Annotated in this window: 15 protein-coding genes and 2 tRNA genes; 9 read left to right on the forward strand and 8 right to left on the reverse strand. The window is 67.4% G+C overall.

The window, feature by feature from the left end; translation table 11 throughout:
* Nucleotides 1-22: 22 nt before the first annotated feature.
* The 3 genes from ABZV44_RS06100 to ABZV44_RS06110 are packed head-to-tail and all read right to left on the reverse strand — an operon-like array spanning nt 23 to nt 2,789.
* Nucleotides 23-1,255: a cytochrome P450 gene (locus tag ABZV44_RS06100; protein ID WP_354832566.1), complete on the reverse strand. Its 1,233-nt coding sequence runs from the start codon at nt 1,253-1,255 to the stop codon at nt 23-25.
* A 7-nt stretch (nt 1,256-1,262) separates the two neighbouring features.
* On the reverse strand, nt 1,263-1,457 hold the full coding sequence (locus tag ABZV44_RS06105) for a ferredoxin (protein ID WP_354832567.1): 195 nt from the start codon (nt 1,455-1,457) through the stop codon (nt 1,263-1,265).
* An 18-nt stretch (nt 1,458-1,475) separates the two neighbouring features.
* Nucleotides 1,476-2,789: a hypothetical protein gene (locus ABZV44_RS06110; protein ID WP_354832569.1), complete on the reverse strand. Its 1,314-nt coding sequence runs from the start codon at nt 2,787-2,789 to the stop codon at nt 1,476-1,478.
* Nucleotides 2,790-3,243: 454 nt separating this feature from the next.
* On the opposite strand from ABZV44_RS06110, the gene ABZV44_RS06115 reads away from it, so the two are divergent.
* The 6 genes from ABZV44_RS06115 to ABZV44_RS06140 all read left to right on the forward strand — a co-directional run bounded on the left by ABZV44_RS06115 (nt 3,244) and on the right by ABZV44_RS06140 (nt 12,114).
* Complete coding sequence (locus ABZV44_RS06115; protein ID WP_354832571.1) at nt 3,244-3,822, forward strand: NAD(P)H-dependent oxidoreductase; 579 nt, start codon at nt 3,244-3,246, stop codon at nt 3,820-3,822.
* A gap of 318 nt (nt 3,823-4,140) precedes the next feature.
* The gene (locus ABZV44_RS06120; RefSeq protein WP_354832573.1) at nt 4,141-5,133 is read left to right on the forward strand and encodes an NADPH:quinone oxidoreductase family protein; all 993 of its coding nucleotides are present in this window, start codon (nt 4,141-4,143) and stop codon (nt 5,131-5,133) included.
* Between the two features lie 156 nt (nt 5,134-5,289).
* Nucleotides 5,290-6,285: an RNA polymerase subunit sigma-70 gene (locus ABZV44_RS06125; RefSeq protein WP_354832575.1), complete on the forward strand. Its 996-nt coding sequence runs from the start codon at nt 5,290-5,292 to the stop codon at nt 6,283-6,285.
* Nucleotides 6,286-6,526: 241 nt separating this feature from the next.
* Entirely contained in the window at nt 6,527-7,768 is a 1,242-nt protein-coding gene (locus tag ABZV44_RS06130) for a glycosyltransferase family 4 protein (RefSeq protein WP_354832577.1), read from the forward strand.
* Entirely contained in the window at nt 7,765-9,864 is a 2,100-nt protein-coding gene (locus ABZV44_RS06135; protein WP_354832579.1) for a glycogen debranching N-terminal domain-containing protein, read from the forward strand. Before ABZV44_RS06130 ends, ABZV44_RS06135 begins: the two co-directional genes overlap by 4 nt.
* 126 nt (nt 9,865-9,990) lie before the next feature.
* A complete protein-coding gene (locus tag ABZV44_RS06140; RefSeq protein WP_354832581.1) occupies nt 9,991-12,114 on the forward strand; it encodes a hypothetical protein in 2,124 nt (707 codons plus the stop codon).
* Nucleotides 12,115-12,140: 26 nt separating this feature from the next.
* On the opposite strand, the gene ABZV44_RS06145 is transcribed toward ABZV44_RS06140, so the two are convergent.
* The 3 genes from ABZV44_RS06145 to mihF form a co-directional block, all read right to left on the reverse strand.
* Nucleotides 12,141-13,490 (reverse strand): NAD(P)/FAD-dependent oxidoreductase, encoded by a 1,350-nt coding sequence (locus ABZV44_RS06145; RefSeq protein WP_354832583.1) that lies wholly within the window; start codon nt 13,488-13,490, stop codon nt 12,141-12,143.
* A gap of 464 nt (nt 13,491-13,954) precedes the next feature.
* Nucleotides 13,955-14,039 (reverse strand) — tRNA-Leu (locus ABZV44_RS06150).
* Nucleotides 14,040-14,178: 139 nt separating this feature from the next.
* Nucleotides 14,179-14,493: an integration host factor, actinobacterial type gene (gene mihF / locus ABZV44_RS06155; RefSeq protein ID WP_354832585.1), complete on the reverse strand. Its 315-nt coding sequence runs from the start codon at nt 14,491-14,493 to the stop codon at nt 14,179-14,181.
* Nucleotides 14,494-14,767: 274 nt separating this feature from the next.
* On the opposite strand from mihF, the gene ABZV44_RS06160 reads away from it, so the two are divergent.
* A complete protein-coding gene (locus ABZV44_RS06160; RefSeq protein ID WP_354832587.1) occupies nt 14,768-15,601 on the forward strand; it encodes a hypothetical protein in 834 nt (277 codons plus the stop codon).
* A gap of 9 nt (nt 15,602-15,610) precedes the next feature.
* Here the strand turns inward: ABZV44_RS06160 and ABZV44_RS06165 are convergent, their stop codons facing one another.
* Nucleotides 15,611-17,881 (reverse strand): excinuclease ABC subunit UvrA, encoded by a 2,271-nt coding sequence (locus ABZV44_RS06165; protein WP_354832589.1) that lies wholly within the window; start codon nt 17,879-17,881, stop codon nt 15,611-15,613.
* Nucleotides 17,882-18,056: 175 nt separating this feature from the next.
* On the opposite strand from ABZV44_RS06165, the gene ABZV44_RS06170 reads away from it, so the two are divergent.
* Together ABZV44_RS06170 and ABZV44_RS06175 are read left to right on the forward strand one after the other, a co-directional pair.
* Nucleotides 18,057-18,365 carry a hypothetical protein gene (locus ABZV44_RS06170; RefSeq protein ID WP_354832591.1) on the forward strand — a complete coding sequence of 103 codons (309 nt, stop codon included), beginning with the start codon at nt 18,057-18,059 and terminating at the stop codon, nt 18,363-18,365.
* A 96-nt stretch (nt 18,366-18,461) separates the two neighbouring features.
* A tRNA-Leu gene (locus ABZV44_RS06175) sits at nt 18,462-18,546 on the forward strand.
* A gap of 240 nt (nt 18,547-18,786) precedes the next feature.
* Here ABZV44_RS06175 and ABZV44_RS06180 read toward each other — a convergent pair.
* Nucleotides 18,787-19,494: an aspartate/glutamate racemase family protein gene (locus ABZV44_RS06180; RefSeq protein WP_354832593.1), complete on the reverse strand. Its 708-nt coding sequence runs from the start codon at nt 19,492-19,494 to the stop codon at nt 18,787-18,789.
* Nucleotides 19,495-19,521 lie beyond the last annotated feature (27 nt).

Below are 19,521 nucleotides of genomic sequence, written 5' to 3' on the forward strand. Positions count from 1 at the left end.
CGGCAGGACACCGGTCACCGCATCACCATGCGACGGGCAGCGACCGCACCCCGTACACCATCGCGTCGTACTTGAAATCGATCTCCTCGGTCGGCACGGTCAGACGTAGCCCCGGCACCCGCCGGAACAGCGTCTGCAGCACCATGCCGAGCTCGATGCGCGCCAGCTGCAGACCGATGCACTGGTGCCGGCCCGAGCCGAAGGCCAAGTGCTGCGCGGCATTCGAGCGTGCCAGGTCCAGGGTCTCCGGCTCGGCGAAGACCTCCGGGTTCCAGTTCGCGGTGGCCAGGTCGAACACGATCGGGTCGCCCGCGCGGATCACCTCACCGCCGATCTCGATGTCCTCGACGGCGACCCGCCGCAGCCCGGTGTCGACAATGGTCATGTAGCGGATCAGCTCGTCGACCGCATTGCCGAGCACCTGCGGGTCGTCGGTGTCGCGAATGATCGCCAGCTGCTCGGGCCGGTCGAGCAGCGCGATGACGGCCAGGGAGATCATGTTCGCGGTGGTCTCGTGCCCGGCGACCAGAATGCCGACCGTCTGCAGCGCGGCCTCCCACACCTGCAGCTCACCGTCGCGCACCAGTTCGGCGACATCGGAGAGCAGATCCTCGGCCGGGTTCTCGGTCTTGGCCTCGACCAGCTTGTTGAGGTAGCCGAGCATCTCCAGCGTCGACTGCTGCTGCTCCTCGGCGGTGGCGTTGCCGCCGAAGCCGAGTTCGGTGGCCTCCTGGAAGAACGCGTGGTCCTCGTAGGGGACGCCGAGCAGTTCGCAGATCATCAGCGACGGCACCGGCAGCGCCAGCGCCTTCATCAGGTCCGCCGAGTTGCCCTGCGCCAGCATGGCGTCGACGGTCTCGTCGATGTGCTTCTGGATATTGGGACGCATGGCCTCGAGCCGCCTGGGGGTGAACGGCTTGGCCAGCATGCGCCGGTAGCGGGCGTGCTCCTGGCCGTCGGTGTTGAACATGGTGCGCGGGCTCATCTCCGCGACCGTCTTCATCCCCTCGTGGATGTGCGGGTAGGAGGGGTGGTGGTTGTCGGCGCTGACGCGGGCGTCGGCGAACAGCTCGCGCGCCTCGGTGTAGCCCGTGATCAGCCACGGCTGCTTGCCCTCCCAGGTCCGGACCTTGGAGATCGGGCCGGCGGCGGCGAGTTCGCGGATCTCGGCGGCGGGCGCGAACGGGCAGCTCGCGGCGCGGCGACCGGGATAGAAGGTCGGCTCGGCGGGGGCCTCGGTGCTGGACTCAGGCATGTTCGGGTCAATCCTCGATCTGGATGGCTTGCGCTGGGCAGAATTCGGCGGCCGTTCGCACGGCCGGGGCCTGCTCCGGCGCCGGATTCTCGTCGAGCAGCACGACGACACCGTCGTCGTCGCGCTGGTCGAAGACTTGGTCGGCACGCAGCACACAGTGACCGGCTGCGATGCACTTCTCTTGACTGACAGCAACTCTCATGGCGTGTCCGGTCGCGGGTCAGCCACGATCCGCGTCGGCGTCGCAGACGCGACGGACCTGCTCCCGGATCGCCTCGGTCACGCGGCCCATCAGGGCGTGACTGTTGCGGGTGGTGTCGTAGTTGACGTGAATGATGAGCCGCTCGGCGACGGTCCACACGGTCAGCTTCGGCGGCATGCCCTTGGCCATGCCGAACGCCTCATCGGCGACGAATTCGAGCCCGCCGGGGATCGAAGGCGTCTGTTCCACACCGAGATTCGCCATGCCCAGCGTGGGCTGCGCACCGAAGATCGCAGCGGTCTCCGGGTCGAACGCGCGCTGCGAGGCCCGCATGAACAGGGCCGGGAACCGGGCGTCGAGGGCGGCGCGCATGGCCACCTCGGTCGCCTTGGCCAGCTCGATCGGATCGGTGTCGGCGGCGGCGAAGACCGGGGTGGCCACCCCACCCGCGCAATTGAGCAGCGTCGACTGCGGGATCGGCTCGGCGAGCGAGGCGCGCAGGTCCACCGCGTGGCCGAACACCATCGGCACCGGCCCGGAATCCGCCTCGAGCTGGCTGCGCACCGCGACCATGGCCACGCCGGTGACCAGGCTGTTGACCGAAACACCCTGGGCGCGTGCGACACCGAAGAAGGCCGCGCTCTGCACGGGGTCCACCTCGATGCGCTGGGTGGCGAACCGGCCCACCGGGTCGCCGACGCCGTCGCCGTCGCGGGGCAGCCCGAGGGGCGCGGGCACCGCGTCACCGGCGGCCGCGATACCGCGCAGCATCGCGACCAGCTCGTCGACCTCGGCCTCGGTGACACTGCCCGCCAGCAACGTATCGATGCCGTCGACCAGCGTGTTGTCCGAATTCGACGGCGGCAGTGGCGAACCCGCCAGCTGCGCGCCGTAGCGCTGCCACATGTCGTCGCGCAGCGCCAGCGCCGACCGTCCATCGCACATGCCGTGGTGCATGATCAGTACGATCTGGTCGAGACCGCCCTCCCGCAGCACGTGAGCCTTGAAAAGGCCTGTGCTCCAGTCCTGTTCGATGTTGACCAACCGCTGATAGCCGTCGGGACCCCACTCGGTGACCTCGAGCGGGGGCTGGTACTGCTCGCGAATCCGGAAGACCGGCTCAGCGCCGGGCTCGTGGATCATGACCGCGCGCAGCAGCGCGTGGTCGGCGGCCAATTCCGCCAGCACCCTGCGCATGACGTCGGGGTCGATCTCACCGCGCACCGTGGTCGCGACGAACAGCGGCACACCGGCTTTCGGCACCTCGCCCCAGCGGGCGTCGGGGTCGAAATGCTTGAACTCGAAGGACGATAGCGGTCGTTGACTACTCATAAAGCCCTGGCACTCCCATTGTGAAACATGCCCTTCCGACCATACACACGACGGGGACAATCGTCAGGACTGTTGTCAGAAACCGGTTCCGACTCCGCGTGTCCGAATGCCTTCCGGCACAAGAATGTTGCCTGGCCTGCCCCGATGCTATGGGTGGAGGGGATGACCACCGCGCGCGCTGAAGGCAAGGGCGCCAGCGCCTTCGAGTTGCGACGCTGAACTGAAGCGAAGCTCGTTCAGAACGATCGCCGTCCGCTCGATGGTCGAAATCCCAGGGCACGTTCCGATTCGAGGGCTCGGTGGGCTGAACCGCACTTGCGGGGAAACCGCCCGGCGCCCCGGACGGTCCCGCACCCCAGGCGGGTGACGCACATCACTGGCCGGGATGTCACAACGCGAGGGGTCGGCGGCCACTTGTGTCGTCGAGTCGTCACCACCCCGAGGAGTAATCGACATGACCAGAATCGGCATCATCATCGGCAGCACCCGGCCCGGCCGCAACGGCGAGAAGGTGGCCCGCTGGGTGCAGGCCATCGCCACCGAACATGCAGGCGAGACAGCCGAATTCGAGCTGATCGATCTGCAGGATCACCGGCTGCCCCTGCTGGACGAACCCGTCCCGGCGGCCCGCACCCCCGGACAGCACCCGCACACCCGCCGCTTCGCCGAGCACGTCGGCTCCTGCGACGCCTTCATCTTCGTGACCGGCGAATACAACACCGCTCCCCCGTCCTCCCTCACCAACTGCATCGACTACCTGCACGCCGAATGGGCCTGCAAGCCGGTCGCCTACGTCGGCTACGGCATCTACGGCGCGGTCATGGCGATCCAGAAGCTGCGCGCCCAGGCCGGTGTCCTGCGCATGGCCGACATCGGCCCCCAGCTGGCCCTGACCCTGCGCGACGACTTCGTCGCCTACACCGAATTCCGCCCCCAGCCACCGCAAACCCCCGCCCTGCACGGCGTGATCGACGAGCTCCTGGCCTGGACCCACGCCCTGACCCCACTCCGCGAACCCGCCATCATCGCCTGACCGGAGCGGGCAGACATCCTGCGCCCCAGCATGTTCGGAGCCGATGGCCGACCGCGTCATCATTACTTCGGGGGCAACCCCGCCGGGAACCGGTGGATCCGGCGGGGAACCACGATCAGCTAGTCGCCGCTGGCCGCGCCGATCAGAATCTGCCACGGCCAGGCCGGGTCCGGCGGGCTGTCGGGCAGCTCGGTGAGGAGGTCTGCGCTTCACCATGCCCGCGGTCACGCCGATCGGCTGACCGGTTCCGGTGGCCGATTCCTTTCTCTGGTGGCGGCGGTCTACCTGGAGACAAACCGAGAAGGAGCGCTGATCGCCATGACCATTCCCACCACCATGCGAGCCCTGCGGCAGACCTCGCTGCGGGGGCCGCAGGATCTGCGTCTGATCACCGACGCACCGGTACCGGTTCCCGGTCCGGGCGAGGTCCTGATCCGGGTCGCCGCCGCCGGAGTGAACTTCGCCGACATCTCCCAGGCCCGCGGCTCCTTCCTGGGCGGACCGCGGCCACCGTACACGGCGGGGTTCGAGGCCGCCGGTGAGGTCGTCGAGGTGGGAGACGAAGTGGCCGAACCACATTCGGGAGCCCGCGTCGTCGGCGTGGGGGCCGGAGCATTCGCCGAATACGCGGTGCTGCCCGCGGCCTCGGCCGTGCCGATCCCGGCCGGGTGGACCGCCGAGCAGGCACTCGGACTGGTCGTGAACTGGCCTACCGCGCTCGCCGCATTGAAACCGTTGGGCCGCATAGCCACTGGCGAGACGGTGCTGATCCACGCCGCGGCAGGCGCGACCGGCCAAGCCGCGGTCGCCATGGCCAAGCATTACGGTGCGACCGTCATCGCCGCCGCCTCGCCGGGCAAACACGAGATCGTGCGGGGACTCGGTGCCGACCACATGCTGGACTCACGGTCCGAGCAGCTCGCCGCCGAGGTCCTGGAACTGACCGGCGGCGCCGGGGCCGACCTGGTGCTCGAATCCGCCGGTGGCGCGACCTTCACCGCGAGCCTCGCCGCGGCCAAACGGGTCACCGGACGGGTCGTCGTCTACGGCATGGCAGGGGGCGACAGCGCCATCACCAACTGGGAGTTGGTGTACAAGCACCAGATTCACCTCGTCGGCCTCAATATCGGCGTGCTGATCCAGGCCGCTCCTCACGTCTTCGGCGAGATCATGGCCGAAATGTTCGCGCTCATCGCCGCAGGTGTCCTTGCCCCCGCGAGACCCACCGCCCATGATCTCGCCGACGGACCGAAGGTCCTCGCGGCAATGGAATCCCGCGCCACCATGGGCAAATTGGCCCTGCTGCCCTGACCATTCCGGATACCCGCTGACCTGGGTTTCGATTCCTTCGGACCGCCGTTCCGGTCGTAACGGGTGAGGGCCCGATCAGCGGGCACACGATCCGGAAAGCGAGCAACCCATGACGAGCAGCCATTCCGCAGCCCGGCGGCAGCCTAAACTCGCCGCATGACGGCGCACCTGGCGGAGGCGGCCGATCGGAGCCGCTTCGCCGCCGACACCGAGCGGTTCCGCCGGGAACTGCTGGCGCACTGCTACCGCATGGTCGGCTCGGCCCACGACGCCGAAGACCTGGTCCAGGAGACATACCTGCGCGCCTGGCGCTCCTACGCCGCTTTCGAGGGCCGCGCTTCGATGCGGACCTGGCTGTACAAGATCGCCACCAATGTCTGCCTGTCGGCGCTCGCGCCGCGCCGCATCCGAGTCCTGCCCTCGGGCCTGGGCGGCCCCGACGACGGGTCCGAGGGAGCGCCGAGTCGCGTTGCGCCGGGCGAGGTTTCGTGGCTCGAACCATGCCCCGGCGGCTGGATCGGCCCGGCCGCGGACGATCCGGCCGCCGCGGTGGTCGCCCGCGAGTCACTTCGCCTGGCTCTCATCGCGAGCCTCCAGCATCTCCCCGCCCGCCAGCGCGCCATTCTCATCTTGCGCGAGGTCCTGTCCTTCTCCGCCGCCGAGACCGCCGAAATCCTGGGCACCACAACCGCGGCAGTCAAGAGCGGCCTGCAGCGGGCCCGCGCCCGGCTGAACGAATTGCCCTCGGGGCCAGACGAATTGCTCGAACCGTCCGATCAGCGGGCGCGGGCGCTGCTCGACGGCTACATCACCGCCTTCGAGCACGCCGATGCCGCTCTCCTGGAACGGGTGCTGCGCGCCGACGCGACGCTGGAGGCGACCGGGTTCCGCGATTGGCAGGCGGGCCTGGTGAATTGCATCCGCATGCTCGACGCCTACGTGATGGGCCGGCCCGGCGACTGGCGGATGCTACCCACCACGGCCAACGGCCAGCCGGCCGCCATCGAGTATCACCGGGACACCGATGGCGTGCTCCGCGGCCACGGCATCGTGGTCCTGGCTCCGACCACCGCCGGTGTCCGCGGTGTCATCTCGTTCCACGACCCGGCGCTGGTCGCATTGTTCGGATTCCCCGAGGTGCTTACGGAGTGAGTCGGTAGAAAAGGGTTCTCGCCGATCGCTACTGCCGAGATTCGCGAATCCCTCACGGTGCAAATGCATTTCATGCTCGATGGGTGGATAGGGATACCCGTAATTCGAGCCGATAAACCATCGACATAACTTTTGAATTGCGACCACACAAATCGGACAAACATCACTTGCCGACCAGCGCCGTTCGTGGCAACGTATACCAGGGTTTGGCTCAGTTCAACTCACGACGAGGAGTTTCGAAATGAGTAGCGAACTTACGTGCGATGCCTCACTCGAGAACGCCTTCGACTTTCTGCAGCTTCAGCCCGAAAACTCCGCTGTGTTCGGCGCGGTCAATTCCCGGAAGCGGTCGCTGCATATCGTTCTCGCTGCTCCACCGTATTTCGACATCCCACCGGTCGGCTACGGCGGTATCGAGGCTGTGGTCGCCACGCTGGCCGATGAGCTGGTCGATCAGGGTCACCGCGTCACGCTGCTCGGCGCCGGCCACGCCGGTACGAAGGCCCGATTCGTCCGGGTCTGGGACGAGATCCAGTCCAAGCGGCTCGGCGAGCCGTACCCGGAGATCGTCAATGCCATGAAGACCTGGCAGATCATCGAGGCACTGCACGCCGAGGACCCGGTGGACGTCGTGCACGATCACACCTTCGCCGGCCCGGCCAACGCGGCCGCGTACCGGGGGCTCGGGATTCCCACCGTCGTCACCGTGCACGGTCCGGTCGACCCCGAGATGCACGAGTACTACCAATCGCTGGATCACAGTGTGCGGCTCGTGGCGATCAGTGACCGGCAGCGCGCGCTCGCGCCGGATCTGAACTGGATCGGCCGCGTGCACAATGCGATCCGCCCCTCGGAATGGCCATTCCGCACCGAAAAGCTCGACTACGCCCTGTTCCTGGGCCGCTACGCGCCCTACAAGGGACCCCACCTGGCACTCCGCGCCGCACACTCCGCCGGTGTACGCCTGGTCCTGGCGGGCAAGCTCAACGAGCCGCCCGAGCACGAGTTCTTCGACAACTACATCGAGCCGCTGCTCACCGAGAGCGACGATGTGTTCGGCGAGGCCGACGCGACCGCGAAACGCCATCTGCTCGCCGGCGCGCGCTGCCTTTTGTTCCCGATTCGGTGGGAAGAACCCTTCGGCATTGTCATGATCGAAGCCATGGTCTGTGGCACACCGGTGATCGCGCTGCGTGGCGGTGCGGTGGAAGAGGTCGTCGAACATGGCGTGACCGGATGGATCTGCGACGATCCCGACGAACTACCCGGATACATCGCCCGCGCCGATGAGATCGACCCCTACGCTTGCCGGGAGCGTGTCGAAAGGCTGTTCGCCACGGACCTGTTCGCGCAGGGCTACGAGGCGGCCTATCACCGGGCGATCGAGATGGCGGCGGAACGGGCGTCGCGAACCGCCGTCCGGATGCGGGTACCCGCGGGGACCCCGATCCTCACCAGCCCTGCGCCGGGCGGTCGCCCGTGAGCGTATTCAATGCCGGCCCACCCGTTTTCATCGAGGGTGGCGCCGGCGTGATCACCCTCGTCGAGGCCGGAACCTTCTGCCTGTCCGACCGACTCGGGGACCTCCACCCCGGCACCGCCCACGGTTTGTACTACCGGGACACGCGCATCCTGACCCGATGGGAGCTGCGCGTGGACGGTCTTCCGCCGGAACAGCTTTCGGTGGTGGTGCGCGAACCCTTCCGGGCGCGATTCGTCGCCCGGAAACCGCCACCGCACGGTGTCGCCGACGCGACGGTGCTGATCCAGCGCCGTCGCGTCGTGGGTGAGGGAATGCAGGAGATCATCAGCGTGCTCAATCTCGGCGACGAGGACACCGCCCTGACCGTGGTTCTCGATGCCGAGGCGGACTTCGCGGACCTGTTCGCGGTCAAGGAGGGCCGCGCGGGCGGCGGCGGCGGCGAGTCGGCCGCCACCGACCAGGCGCTGCGCTTCACCGACCGCAGTCAGCAGGGGCGCGGCATCATCATCACCGCCAGCGAGGACCCCGAGGTGCAGCCCGGATCGCTGACCTGGCAGGTGCTGGTCCCGGCAAAGGGCAGCTGGCAGACGGTGGTGCACTGCCAGCCGATCAACGATCATCGGGCCGTTCCGATGAACTTCGACGACAACGACGAATACAGCCCGGCGGACAAGATCCGCCGCTGGCGTGCCTCGACCACCACCCTCACCGCGAGCGGCGCCGGCCTCAACCTCATCCTGCAGCGCACCGAGACCGATCTCGGCGCGCTGCGCCTCGACGATCCCGCCGACGGCACCTCCTATGTGGCCGCCGGCGCGCCCTGGTTCATGGCCCTGTTCGGCCGCGACAGTCTGCTCACCTCGTGGATGGCGCTGCTGCTGGATTCGGACCTGGCCCTGGGCACACTGCGCCAGCTGGCGAAACTCCAAGGCACCGAGTCGAATCCGCTCACCGAGGAGGAGCCCGGCCGCATCATGCACGAGCGGCGCTACGGTCCCGGCAGTGATCGGGTGCTCGGCGGCACCGTGTACTACGGCACCGCCGACGCGACCCCGCTGTTCGTGATGCTGCTCGCCGAATGCCGTCGCTGGGGTATCGGCGCCGCGGCCGTACAGGAGTTGCTGCCGGCCGCCGACGCGGCGCTGGCCTGGATCGACAACGACGCCGACCTCGACGGCGACGGCTTCGTCGAGTACCGGCGCAAGACCGACCGCGGCCTCGCCAACCAGGGGTGGAAGGACAGCTGGGACGCGATCGGATTCGCCGACGGCCGCCTCGCCGAGCCGCCGATCGCCCTGTGCGAGGTGCAGGGCTACGTCTACGCGGCCCGGATCGGCCGCGCCGAACTGGCCGAGGAGGCCGGCGACCACGCCCTCGCCGAGCGGCTGCGCACGCAGGCCGCCGACCTCAAAGCCCGTTTCGACGAGATGTTCTGGATGCCGAAGAGCAGCTGCTACGCCCTGGCGCTGGACGGCTCGAAGCAGCCGGTCGATGTCGGGTCGAGCAATCCCGGCCACTGCCTGTGGACCGGTATCGTGCCCGACGAACGCGCGGCCGAACTGATCGAGCGCCTGGGCGCGGCGGACCTGAACAGCGGATTCGGTTTGCGCACGCTGTCTTCCACCGCGCGCCACTTCAATCCCATGGGCTATCACACCGGTTCGGTGTGGCCGCACGATACGGCCATCGCGGTGGCCGGTCTGATGCGCTACGGTCACATCCCCGGCGCGCTGGACCTGAGTGTGAAACTCGCGAGCGGACTGCTCGAGGCCATCCTGGAATTCGGGGCCCGGCCGCCCGAACTGTTCTGCGGCTTCGCGCGCTCCGATTTCAGTTCCCCGGTGCCGTACCCCACCTCGTGCTCGCCGCAGGCGTGGGCGAGCGCGGCGCCCCTGCTGCTCATGCGCTCCTTCCTGGGGCTGATGCCCGACGTCCCCGGGCGCACCCTCACCATCGCGCCGCGTCTGCCCGACCGGGCGGGCATCATCCGGCTTTCGGACCTCCGTCTGGGTCCGGCGACGGTGTCCATCGAGGCGTGCGGCACCGACGCGAAAGTCCAGGGGCTGCCATCGGATTGGCAGCTGAACCGGAAATAGCGACAGGCGGTGCCGGCCGATGCCGCAGCGGAAGGAAACGCTGATGACGATGCCTCCCAGGACCTGCCCGGGCACCGGGCGTGGCGATCGGATGCGGAACGCGCCTGAGCATCAGGACCACCGGCCGTGGTCGGCACCCGGATCCCTCCGTCGGGCGTGGTGGTGAGCACCGAGGCCGACCGCGCCGACAGCGATTCCGGGCGGGAGCTGTCGGCGTACAACAGTGTGGCGCAGTTGCGAAACGACATCTGGTGGCACATCGCCGATACCGCGCGGCGGCTGGCGGTGCTCGGCCCGGACGCGGGTACCGAGGTGGCGGAACTGGAGCGCTACCTTGCCGACGCCGACCTGCTCGAGCCATACCACAGTTACCCCGGCGGCCGGCTGGTGGCGCGGGCGCACGAGTTGGCCGGGACGGGCGCGTACGCCGAACTGACCCGGCTGGCCGAGACCATCGGCCGGGGGCTCGTCGGCGGCGCGGCGCTCGCAGCCGCGGCGAATGTCGGCGATCGGGCGCCCGGCGTGCCTGGCGAGGGGTCGGCGGCCACCGACCCCCGGCCGAACTTCGACATTCTGGTGGTCGCCGATCTGTCCGACCGCGAGGACCAACGGCTGCGCGAGGAAATCCGGGCCATCCGCCGACCGGAGGACGAGGCCGTCTACGACGTCGTGGTCGCGCCCAGCGTCGAGGACGCGGTGGTGGCGGCCCTGGTGAATTCGCGGATCCAAGCTGTCGTCGTCCGCTCCGACTTCCGGACCCGGTCGATGCGCGATCGCACCCTGCTGGACCGGCTCGTCTCACCGGTCGAGTCCGCGGACTTCGACCGGCTCGACACCGCGGCCCGGGTCTCGTCGGTCGCGCGCGCATTGCGTTCCCTGCGACCGGAACTCGACCTCTACCTGGTCGACAACGCATCGATCGAACTGCTGGCCGCCCAACTCGGGCAGCACTTCGACTCGGTGTTCCTGCTGCAGGAGGACGTGCTGGATCTGCATCTGACGATCCTGCGCGGGGTGGCGCGGCGCCGGCGGACCCCGTTCTTCTCCGCGCTGACCGCCTACGCGCGGAAACCGACCGGCGTCTTCCACGCCATGCCGATCTCGCGCGGCAACTCGGTGGTGAACCCGCCGTGGATCCGGGATATGGCCGAGTTCTACGGGGCTGGTGCACGAACCACTGCTGCCGGACCCCGACCGCGTGCGCATTCGCGTCTACGCCACCCAGTCCACCCACAAGACGCTGACCGCGCTGCGGCAGGGGTCGATGATCCATGGTTCGATGACGACTTCGCCGGGCGCGCCGAGGCTGCCTTCCGCGAGGCGTACATGACGCACACCTCGACCTCGCCGAACTACCAGATCCTGGCGTCGCTGGACGTGGGGCGCCGGCAGGTCGAACTCGAGGGCTTCGATCTGGTCGCGCGGCAGGTGGAGCTGGCGATGACCCTGCGGGACCGCATCGCCGAACATCCGCTGCTGTCGAGGTACTTCCGTGTCCTGGGCAGCGAGGACCTGATCCCGGAACGGTACCGGCGCAGCCGCGGCTGCCCGCTGCACGCCGGTCCGGTGGCGATGGACGAGGCTTGGCACACCGACGAATTCGTGCTCGACCCGTGCCGGCTCACCCTCGAGATCGGGGCGACCGGGATCGACGGGGACACGTTCAAACACGACCAGCTGATGGATCGCTGGGGCGTCCAGGTCAACAAGACGACCCGCAACACTGTGCTGGCCATGACGAACATCGGCACCACCAGAACATCCGTCGCGTATCTGCTGCGCGCCCTGGTCGGTATCGCGGAGGGGCTGGAGGACGAGGCGAGCCAGCGGTGCCCGGCGGCCGGACAGGAATTCGAACGCCGCGTGCACGCGCTCACCCACGAACATCCGCCGCTGCCGAACTTCTCCCGATTCCACGACGTCTTCCGGACCGACCCGGGCGAGGCGGCGCCGGACGGGGACGTGCGCACCGCGTTCTACCTGGCCTACGACGACGACCGATGCGAGTATCTGCCCGCCGACCAGGTCCGCGAGCGGCTCGGCGCCGGACAGCCGGTGGTATCGGCCACCTTCGTCACTCCGTATCCGCCGGGATTCCCGGTGCTGGTCCCCGGCCAGGAGTTCAGCACCGACATCCTCGACTTCATGGACGCCCTGGACACCAAGGAGATCCACGGCTTGGACCCGGGCCGCGGGTACCGGGTGTTCACCGCCGCTGCGCTGGCGGCGGTGACAGCTGTGACGACCTAGGTGTGTTCTCTCGGTTGCAACCTCGACTATCGGGGCCGGCTCAGGCTCGCCAGTACGGCCTTCCCCGCTTGCTCACCCGATGCGGCCGCGTCGGCGAGCGACGGCAGATCGAGCTGATAATCGCCGGCGAGGTATATCGATCCGAGCGGATTCCGCAATGTCGGAAGCGAGTTCCTCCGGCCGGGCGCCCAGAACGGGACGACCCGATGGTGCTTCCGCACAACACCGTCGCCCAGCTTCCCGTCCAGCTCGGGGAATACGGTGAGCAGGTCCTTCGTGAATCGCGACAGGATTTCCTCGTCGGGCAGGTCCAGCAATGCGTCGGCCTGAGCCCCGCCGGCGAAACAGGCCAGTGCCCCGCCCGGCTTCCGATCGCCACTGCTGCGCATCGCCGCGGCGTGGTTGAACATCGCTTGGAACGACAACTGAGGCGTCGAGACACCGAAGAAGTCGTCCCAGCGCTGCGGCCCCACTTCCTCGGTGAAGAACCCGACCACTACGTACCGGCCGTACGTGATGTCGTTGAATGCGACGCGGTACCGCTGCGGGAGGTCCGGAATGATCTGCTCGGCGATATCGCCGGGCGCGGTCACGATCGCGCGCTCGGCCCGCAGCCTCGCCGGACGGTCACCGTCGAGGTAGTCGACGACGACGCCGTCGCCGTCCTGGCGTACCGATCGCACCACCGAGTTCAACCGGATCCGACTGCCGAGGTCCTCCGTCAGTACGTCGGTCAAAGTCTGGTTGCCACCGACCGGCAGCGAGAAGTTCGGAATTTTCTCCGGGTCGGCCAACGCGATAGCCACGGACGTGACGAACTGGGTCGCGGCCGTCTCCTCCGCCTCGCATCCCATCCACTGCGCCGACCATGACCGGACGACCTCGCCGGCCAGCTCGGAGCGGACACCCTGCAGTAGATACGACGCCAGCTTGGTGTCGAGCTTGGCGCGAACCCTTCGCGCGATTCGGCTCTGCGACTCCAGGAACGGCATGACGGCGAGAATGCGCGCACCGACGATGGCCATGCCGAGACGATCCATCATCGTCATCTTCGTACGGAACATGAGCGCGAGGGGATTCGCGGTGTCGACCAGCCCGCCATTGAGGTACAGCGCGACGCTTTTGCCGGCGAGCGAACCCATCTCGATGCCGTGCCTGTTCAGGGCATCGATCAGTGCGCCGGTGCCTTCGGTGAACTGAGTGCCGACGTTGATCCAGTAATCGCCCTGACGGACGGTGTCGACTCGTCCGCCCGTGCGATCGGTGGACTCGAGGACAACCACATCGGTCCGCGGCGCCAGCGTGGTCGCTGCCATCAATCCCGCCATCCCAGCGCCGACGACAACTACCTCTGCGGTCTCTTCGTGCGCAGTCATATCAACTCCTGACTCTCGATTGGTTCGACCACCTCGGTGTCGTGGTGTTTGCGAACTGCCTGGGGCGCACAACTACCTGCCACGCCCTCGCAGGGCCGGTGGTTTATCGAATTCGAATCGATATCGAGTTTATGAGGCTCGCCGTTGCGCTGTCAACACGTGTTTCATCCCGGCCGACGCCACGCACGCCCGGATGACCCGAGTCGATAACGGTGATCACCGAACTCGGCAGGCGCAGTACGGAATTCGCCACTTTGTGGCAGGCGTTTCAGTTCAGGGTCCGATCGCGGTGCGGAGGCTGGACCTCGGCACCGGCGCAAAGCGCCCGCGATCGACGCGAAATCCGTTGCGGACCATGGGATGAGCCGGGAGGAGATCCGGCAGATGGTCGATTGCCTCGGCGGGCTGTGACCATGAAAAAGGGCGGTTTTGGTTGAAACTGCTCCAAAACCGCCCACTGGTTGTGTCCGGAGGGGGACTTGAACCCCCACGCCCTAATACGGGCACTAGCACCTCAAGCTAGCGCGTCTGCCATTCCGCCACCCGGACCGGTGATGCTCAGCAAGGTTATCGGATCGGACCGCCTGGACCAAATCGGTCGATGTCCTGCGCGTTCACCGAGGATTCGGAGGCGGTGGGAGTGGTTGCCGCCGGGTCGGTTCGCGACCCGGCAGGCCACCCCCCGATCTCAAGCCTTGAGCGCCTCCAGCAGCGCGGCACGCTGCCGGGAACCCAGGCCGCCGATACGGCGGTCCGCGGGGATCTCGGCCTCGTCCATCAGCTTGGCCGCCTTGACCGGGCCGATGCCCGGGAGCGCCTTGATGACCGCCGCCACCTTCGTCTTCTTGACCAGGTCCTCCTTGTCCGCGCGCTTGAGCACCTCGGCGAGGCTGACCGACCCCTTCTTGACCTGCGCGATGAGTTCCGAGCGGGCCTTACGAACCGCCGCGGCCTTCGCCAGCGCCTCGGAGCGTTGTTCGGGGGTCATGGTGGGCAGAGCCATATGTCCTTACCTTTCACTCGTTCGCTGGTACGTCGCCGACGATTCAACATGACACCAGGCCCTCCGCAAGTACGACACACCGCGTGGACGTGGCCGCCACGTCGATCGACCGGCGAAATCGGTACACCGGGCACCGGTCGGACGCCCGGACAGATGCCGGTCATGCGACCAGGAGTTTGCTGGATCGCGGAGCTGGCAAATCCGGGACGCAGAACGTGGCATCGGTACTACGGTAGCCCCGAATATCACCGGGCACCGGCGGAAGGCGGGGCAGATGAAGGGGTCGTTTTCGTACGCCGAGCCGGGCACGACCGAACCAACGCTGGCGGACCGATACGACAGCGCAGACCCCGTGACCTGGAACGGAGCGCAGGTCTACCCCCTGCACTCGGAGGGTCTCGGCGGCTCCCCCACCACGGTCCGGCTGACTCTGCGCAGCGCCGCCCCGCGCCCCGGCGTGCGCAGCCTGGGCATCGGACTCGCCGTGGAGCGCGGACATGTGTTGCTGGAAGGCCGCCGGCTCAGGGGGGTTGACGTCTGGAGTGATGCCATGTCGGGTGGCATCGAGCTACAGGTGTGCCCTGCCGAGACCGATGCCGCCATCACCCTCACCCCGGTCTGGGTGGACGACACCGACGCCACCGTCTCCTGGACGGGGAACTACGGCATCCGCATCGCCCGCGAACCCGCCATGACGGTCCTGCACTGCAGCACCGGCGTCGGCCCACCCGACTTCGGCGAACTGGTCGTGGAACTCACCACCGCCCCCACCCCGCCGCCCCCGGCCCCGCCCACCGATGCCAGCCGATACCAGAACGCGCTCTACGAGCTGGGCGTGGCCATGCAGCGCCGCGGCGACGAGGAGCAGGCCTGCCAACTATGGACGCAGGCAGCCGAATTCGGTCATCCGGGCGCAGCCTACGACCTCGGCGTCTTCCGCTATCGCCGGGGTGATTTCACCGAGGCCGAGCACTGGTGGCGCGCCGCCGCGACCCAGGGTGACGCGCGGGCCATGGCCGGTCTCGCCGAACTCCTCGATTGCCGCGGCAATCCCCATGAAGCCAGGGCGTGGCGGGCGGCCAGTATCGCGGACGATCAGTACCCGTGACGCACTTCGTCAGGCGGACCTGTAGCGGCGCAGGTACTCCCCCGTCAGCGAGACCGGGTCGGTGAGCAGTTCGGCGGGAGTACCGGTGAACACGACCTGGCCGCCGTCCTTGCCACCGTCGGGCCCGAGGTCGATGACCCAGTCCGCGTGTGCGACCACGTCCAGGTTGTGCTCGATGACCACGACCGTGTTCCCGCGCTCGACCAGGTTGTCCATGAGCGTGAGCAGGGTGTCGACATCGGACATGTGCAGGCCGGTGGTGGGTTCGTCGAGGACGTAGACCGTGCCGGTGTTCTGCAGCTGCGTCGCGAGTTTGATGCGCTGGCGTTCGCCGCCGGAGAGGGTACTCATGGCCTGGCCCAGGCTCAGGTAGTCGAGGCCGACCTCGTTCATGGTGCGCAACTTGGCATTCAGTGTCTTCTCGGGGAAGAACTCCACGGCCGCCTCGGCGGAGAGCTCGAGGACGTCGGCAATCGACTTGCCGCGCAGGGTGAGTGCGAGGACTCGATCGGAAAACCGCCGCCCGTCACAGGATTCACAGTGGGTGGTGACCGGGTCCATGTAGGCGATCTCGGTGATGATGACGCCGCGGCCGCCGCATTCGGTGCAGGCGCCGTCGGAGTTGAAGCTGAACAGACCGGCCGGTTCGCCGGTCGCCTTGGCGAACAGCTTGCGGATCGGATCCATGAGCCCGAGGTAGGTGGCGGGTGTGGACCGGGAGGACGCGGCGATGGCGGACTGGTCCACGAAGACCGATTCCGGGTAGCGGACCAGGAATTCGTCGCGGATGAGGCTGCTCTTGCCCGAGCCGGCGACACCGGTGATGGCGGTCAGGATGCCGGTCGGAATGGCGACGGTGACATCTTTCAGGTTGTGCGCGTTGGCATCCGCCACCGTCAGCGTGCCCGTCGCGGACCGGAAGTTCTCCTTGACCCGGAAGACGCGGCGCAATCCCGCGCCGGTGGGGGTGTCGGCCTGACGCAACTCGGCGAAACTGCCGGTGAAGACGACCTCGCCGCCGTGGACGCCCGCGCGCGGACCGACGTCCACGATGTGGTCGGCGATCTGGATGACATCCGGATCGTGCTCGACGACCAGGATGGTATTGCCCTTGTCCCGCAGCGCCTCCAGCATGTGGTTGAGCCGCCCGACATCGCGCGGGTGCAGGCCGACGCTGGGTTCGTCGAAGATGTAGGTCATCCCGACCAGCGTGCTGCCCAGATGCTTGATCATCTTCAGGCGCTGGCCCTCACCGCCGGACAGGGTCGAGGTGGCACGGTCCAGGCTCAGGTAGCCCAGCCCGATGGCGGCGACGCGTTCGAGCGCGACCCGGGTGGCCGCGGCCAGCGGGACAGCGGCCGGGTCGTCGATCTCGCCGATTACCTCGATCAGATCGGTGATCTGCAGCCGCGCCCAGTCGGCGATATTGCGTCCATTGATGGCGGTGGCCAAGGCCTTCGGATTCAGTCGCGCCCCTTGGCAGGCCGGGCATACTCCCTCGGTGAGGAAGCGCTGGATCTGCTCGCGGGTCTTCTCCGACAGCCCCGAGGTGTCGCGCTTGAGCCGGGTGCGGGTGAATTTGTCGACCAGGCCTTCGTAATTGGCTTTCCAGGTGCCTTTCGCGAAAGACAATTCCACTTTGCCGCCGGTGCCGTGTAGCAGGTCGCGCCATTCCACGTCGTCGTAGTCAGCGAGTTTCTTGTCCGGGTCGAATCGGCCGGAGTTGGCATACAGCTGCCAATCGCCGCTGCCGACGGTGTAGCCGGGTACCAGTAGTGCGCCCTCATTGAGCGATTTGGTGCGGTCCACGAGTTTGCCCGGGTCGGCGGTGATGGCCACGCCGAGTCCGTCGCACTCGGTGCACATGCCCTGCGGGGCGTTGAAGGAGTAGTCGTAGACCAATCCCGTGGACGGAGAACCGAAGCGCGCGAACAGGGCTCGGATCAGGGCGTAGATGTCGGTCATGGTGCCGACCGTGGAACGCGGCCCGCCACCGACCGCCTTCTGATCGATGATGACCGGCGCGGTGAGGTTCTCGATGGCCTCGGCGTGCGGGCGTTCGTAGCGCGGCAGGAAATTCAGGACGAAGGCCGGGAAGGTGGCGTAGAGCTGCCGCTGGGATTCGATGGCGATGGTGTCGAAAACGATCGAGGACTTGCCGGATCCGGAGACCCCGGTGAAGACGGTGATCTTGTTCTTGGGAATGTCGATCGAGACGTTGCGCAGATTGTGCTCGCGGGCGCCGAGGATCCGAATTGTTTCGGTGGAGGCCAGGGACATGTCCCCCACCATGCCAGGTCGACCCCCCTCGATGTGCGGGGAAATGTGATGCAAATCACGGTGATTCGGATCGAATCTCCGGGTCCAGCCCCGATTGCCGAACGGTCGCACCCATCTACAGTGGCGGTCGATCGCGCGGCCGACACCGCCGCGCACGACCGACGAGGAACGCATGATGAACACCGCCCGATGGACGGCCGTGGCCGCCGCCGCACTAGCCGTCGCCCTGCTCTCGGGTTGCTCGGATGTCGAGAAGGCCCTCAACCAGGGCGGCGACACCAAGTGCAGCGATTACCTCGCCCAGAACGCCGACACCCAGCGCGTCACCATCACCAAGTTCATCAAGCAGCAGACCGGCAACGACCACGAGCCCGCCGGCGCCCAGGTGGACCTCTCCATGGCTGCTGTTCAAGGCCTGTGTCAGATTCAGGCCAACAAGGACACTCCCATCAAGAACGCCAACCTCGCGGGCATCCTTCACTAGCCCCCCCAAACCTCCCCTCGCGCACCCTATTTCGCCTGGCCCAGCCCCGATTTCCGTTTCTGCCAACCTCTCCGCTAATCTTGTCCAGCATCACCGGTCCGGGTGGCGGAATGGCAGACGCGCTAGCTTGAGGTGCTAGTGCCCGTATTAGGGCGTGGGGGTTCAAGTCCCCCTCCGGACACAAGGAGAGCGAGTTCCCTTGCCTTGACAAGGGAACTCGCTCTTCCTCATTCGTCGACCATTTGTTGGTGTCGTCTGCTATCCCTAGCGCTGCAATAGCCTTTCCTTCAGCCTGCTTCAGGAAAGCGACGACGAAATCCAATGTCTTCCAGATAGTTTCGAACGGCACTTTGGTCGAGCAGGCCTGAACACGACGTTCGTGGCCGGCCGGTATCGGCGCCGCTGGAGCCGTGACACCGTCCTAGCCGTTGTCGCGCTCCCCGATGCGGAAGGGCATGTGGGACAGGGTGTGGTGGACCATGTTGGTGAGGGTCACGATGTCGAAGACCGGGATGTGCAGTAGCTGCTGGATGGCGTGACCGTACGGCACGAGATCGGTGCATTCGATGACCAGCGCACCCATGTCGGGGTTGTCGGCGGCCAGTTGGGACACTTCTTCGAGGACTTCCGCACCGAGGCGGTCTGCGTCGAGGTTGTTACGGCGGCCTTCGAGGATGACCTCGCGAAATTCCGGGTGCCCGGCCATTCCCGTGACACAGATCGGCACGGACTCGCCGCCGATGGCTTCCAGATGGCGGCGGGTGAGGGCCTGTTCGTCGGCGACGAGCAGGCCCACGGTGCGATCGGCGGCGAGCATGCGGTGGACCATGGGCAATTGGATGAGGCTCGAGCTGTAGAGCGGGACTCGGACGGAATCGGCCAGCCGCTGCTGGAACAGGACCAGGAATCCGCAGGCGGCGGCGATCGCGTCCGCGCCTTCGGATTCGAGCTTGCGGGCGGCGTCGATGAACGGCTCGAGCAGGGTCGGATCCGCCTCGCTCACCACCCGGCGCGGGGTCGCACCGGCGACGACCTGGTAGACGACCGGGAAGTCGAAGGTCGCCGGATTGCGGATGTGGCCGGGGAGCTTGGTGAACGCCGTGTCGAGACACAGGACACCGATCCTCACGTCCGTTCTGTCTGTCATGCCGTCGCC

The sequence above is a fragment of the Nocardia sp. NPDC004860 genome, assembly GCF_040609015.1.
In the GTDB taxonomy this organism is placed as follows: Bacteria; Actinomycetota; Actinomycetes; order Mycobacteriales; family Mycobacteriaceae; genus Nocardia.

Coding starts and splice junctions, on each gene's coding strand:
- ABZV44_RS06110 (WP_354832569.1), bottom strand. CDS start 2,789: ATGAGTAGTCAACGACCGCTATCGTCCTTCGAGTTCAAGCATTTCGAC.
- ABZV44_RS06125 (WP_354832575.1), top strand. CDS start 5,290: ATGACGGCGCACCTGGCGGAGGCGGCCGATCGGAGCCGCTTCGCCGCC.
- mihF (WP_354832585.1), bottom strand. CDS start 14,493: ATGGCTCTGCCCACCATGACCCCCGAACAACGCTCCGAGGCGCTGGCG.
- ABZV44_RS06130 (WP_354832577.1), top strand. CDS start 6,527: ATGAGTAGCGAACTTACGTGCGATGCCTCACTCGAGAACGCCTTCGAC.
- ABZV44_RS06120 (WP_354832573.1), top strand. CDS start 4,141: ATGACCATTCCCACCACCATGCGAGCCCTGCGGCAGACCTCGCTGCGG.
- ABZV44_RS06165 (WP_354832589.1), bottom strand. CDS start 17,881: ATGTCCCTGGCCTCCACCGAAACAATTCGGATCCTCGGCGCCCGCGAG.
- ABZV44_RS06115 (WP_354832571.1), top strand. CDS start 3,244: ATGACCAGAATCGGCATCATCATCGGCAGCACCCGGCCCGGCCGCAAC.
- ABZV44_RS06160 (WP_354832587.1), top strand. CDS start 14,768: ATGAAGGGGTCGTTTTCGTACGCCGAGCCGGGCACGACCGAACCAACG.
- ABZV44_RS06170 (WP_354832591.1), top strand. CDS start 18,057: ATGAACACCGCCCGATGGACGGCCGTGGCCGCCGCCGCACTAGCCGTC.
- ABZV44_RS06145 (WP_354832583.1), bottom strand. CDS start 13,490: ATGACTGCGCACGAAGAGACCGCAGAGGTAGTTGTCGTCGGCGCTGGG.
- ABZV44_RS06100 (WP_354832566.1), bottom strand. CDS start 1,255: ATGCCTGAGTCCAGCACCGAGGCCCCCGCCGAGCCGACCTTCTATCCC.
- ABZV44_RS06105 (WP_354832567.1), bottom strand. CDS start 1,457: ATGAGAGTTGCTGTCAGTCAAGAGAAGTGCATCGCAGCCGGTCACTGT.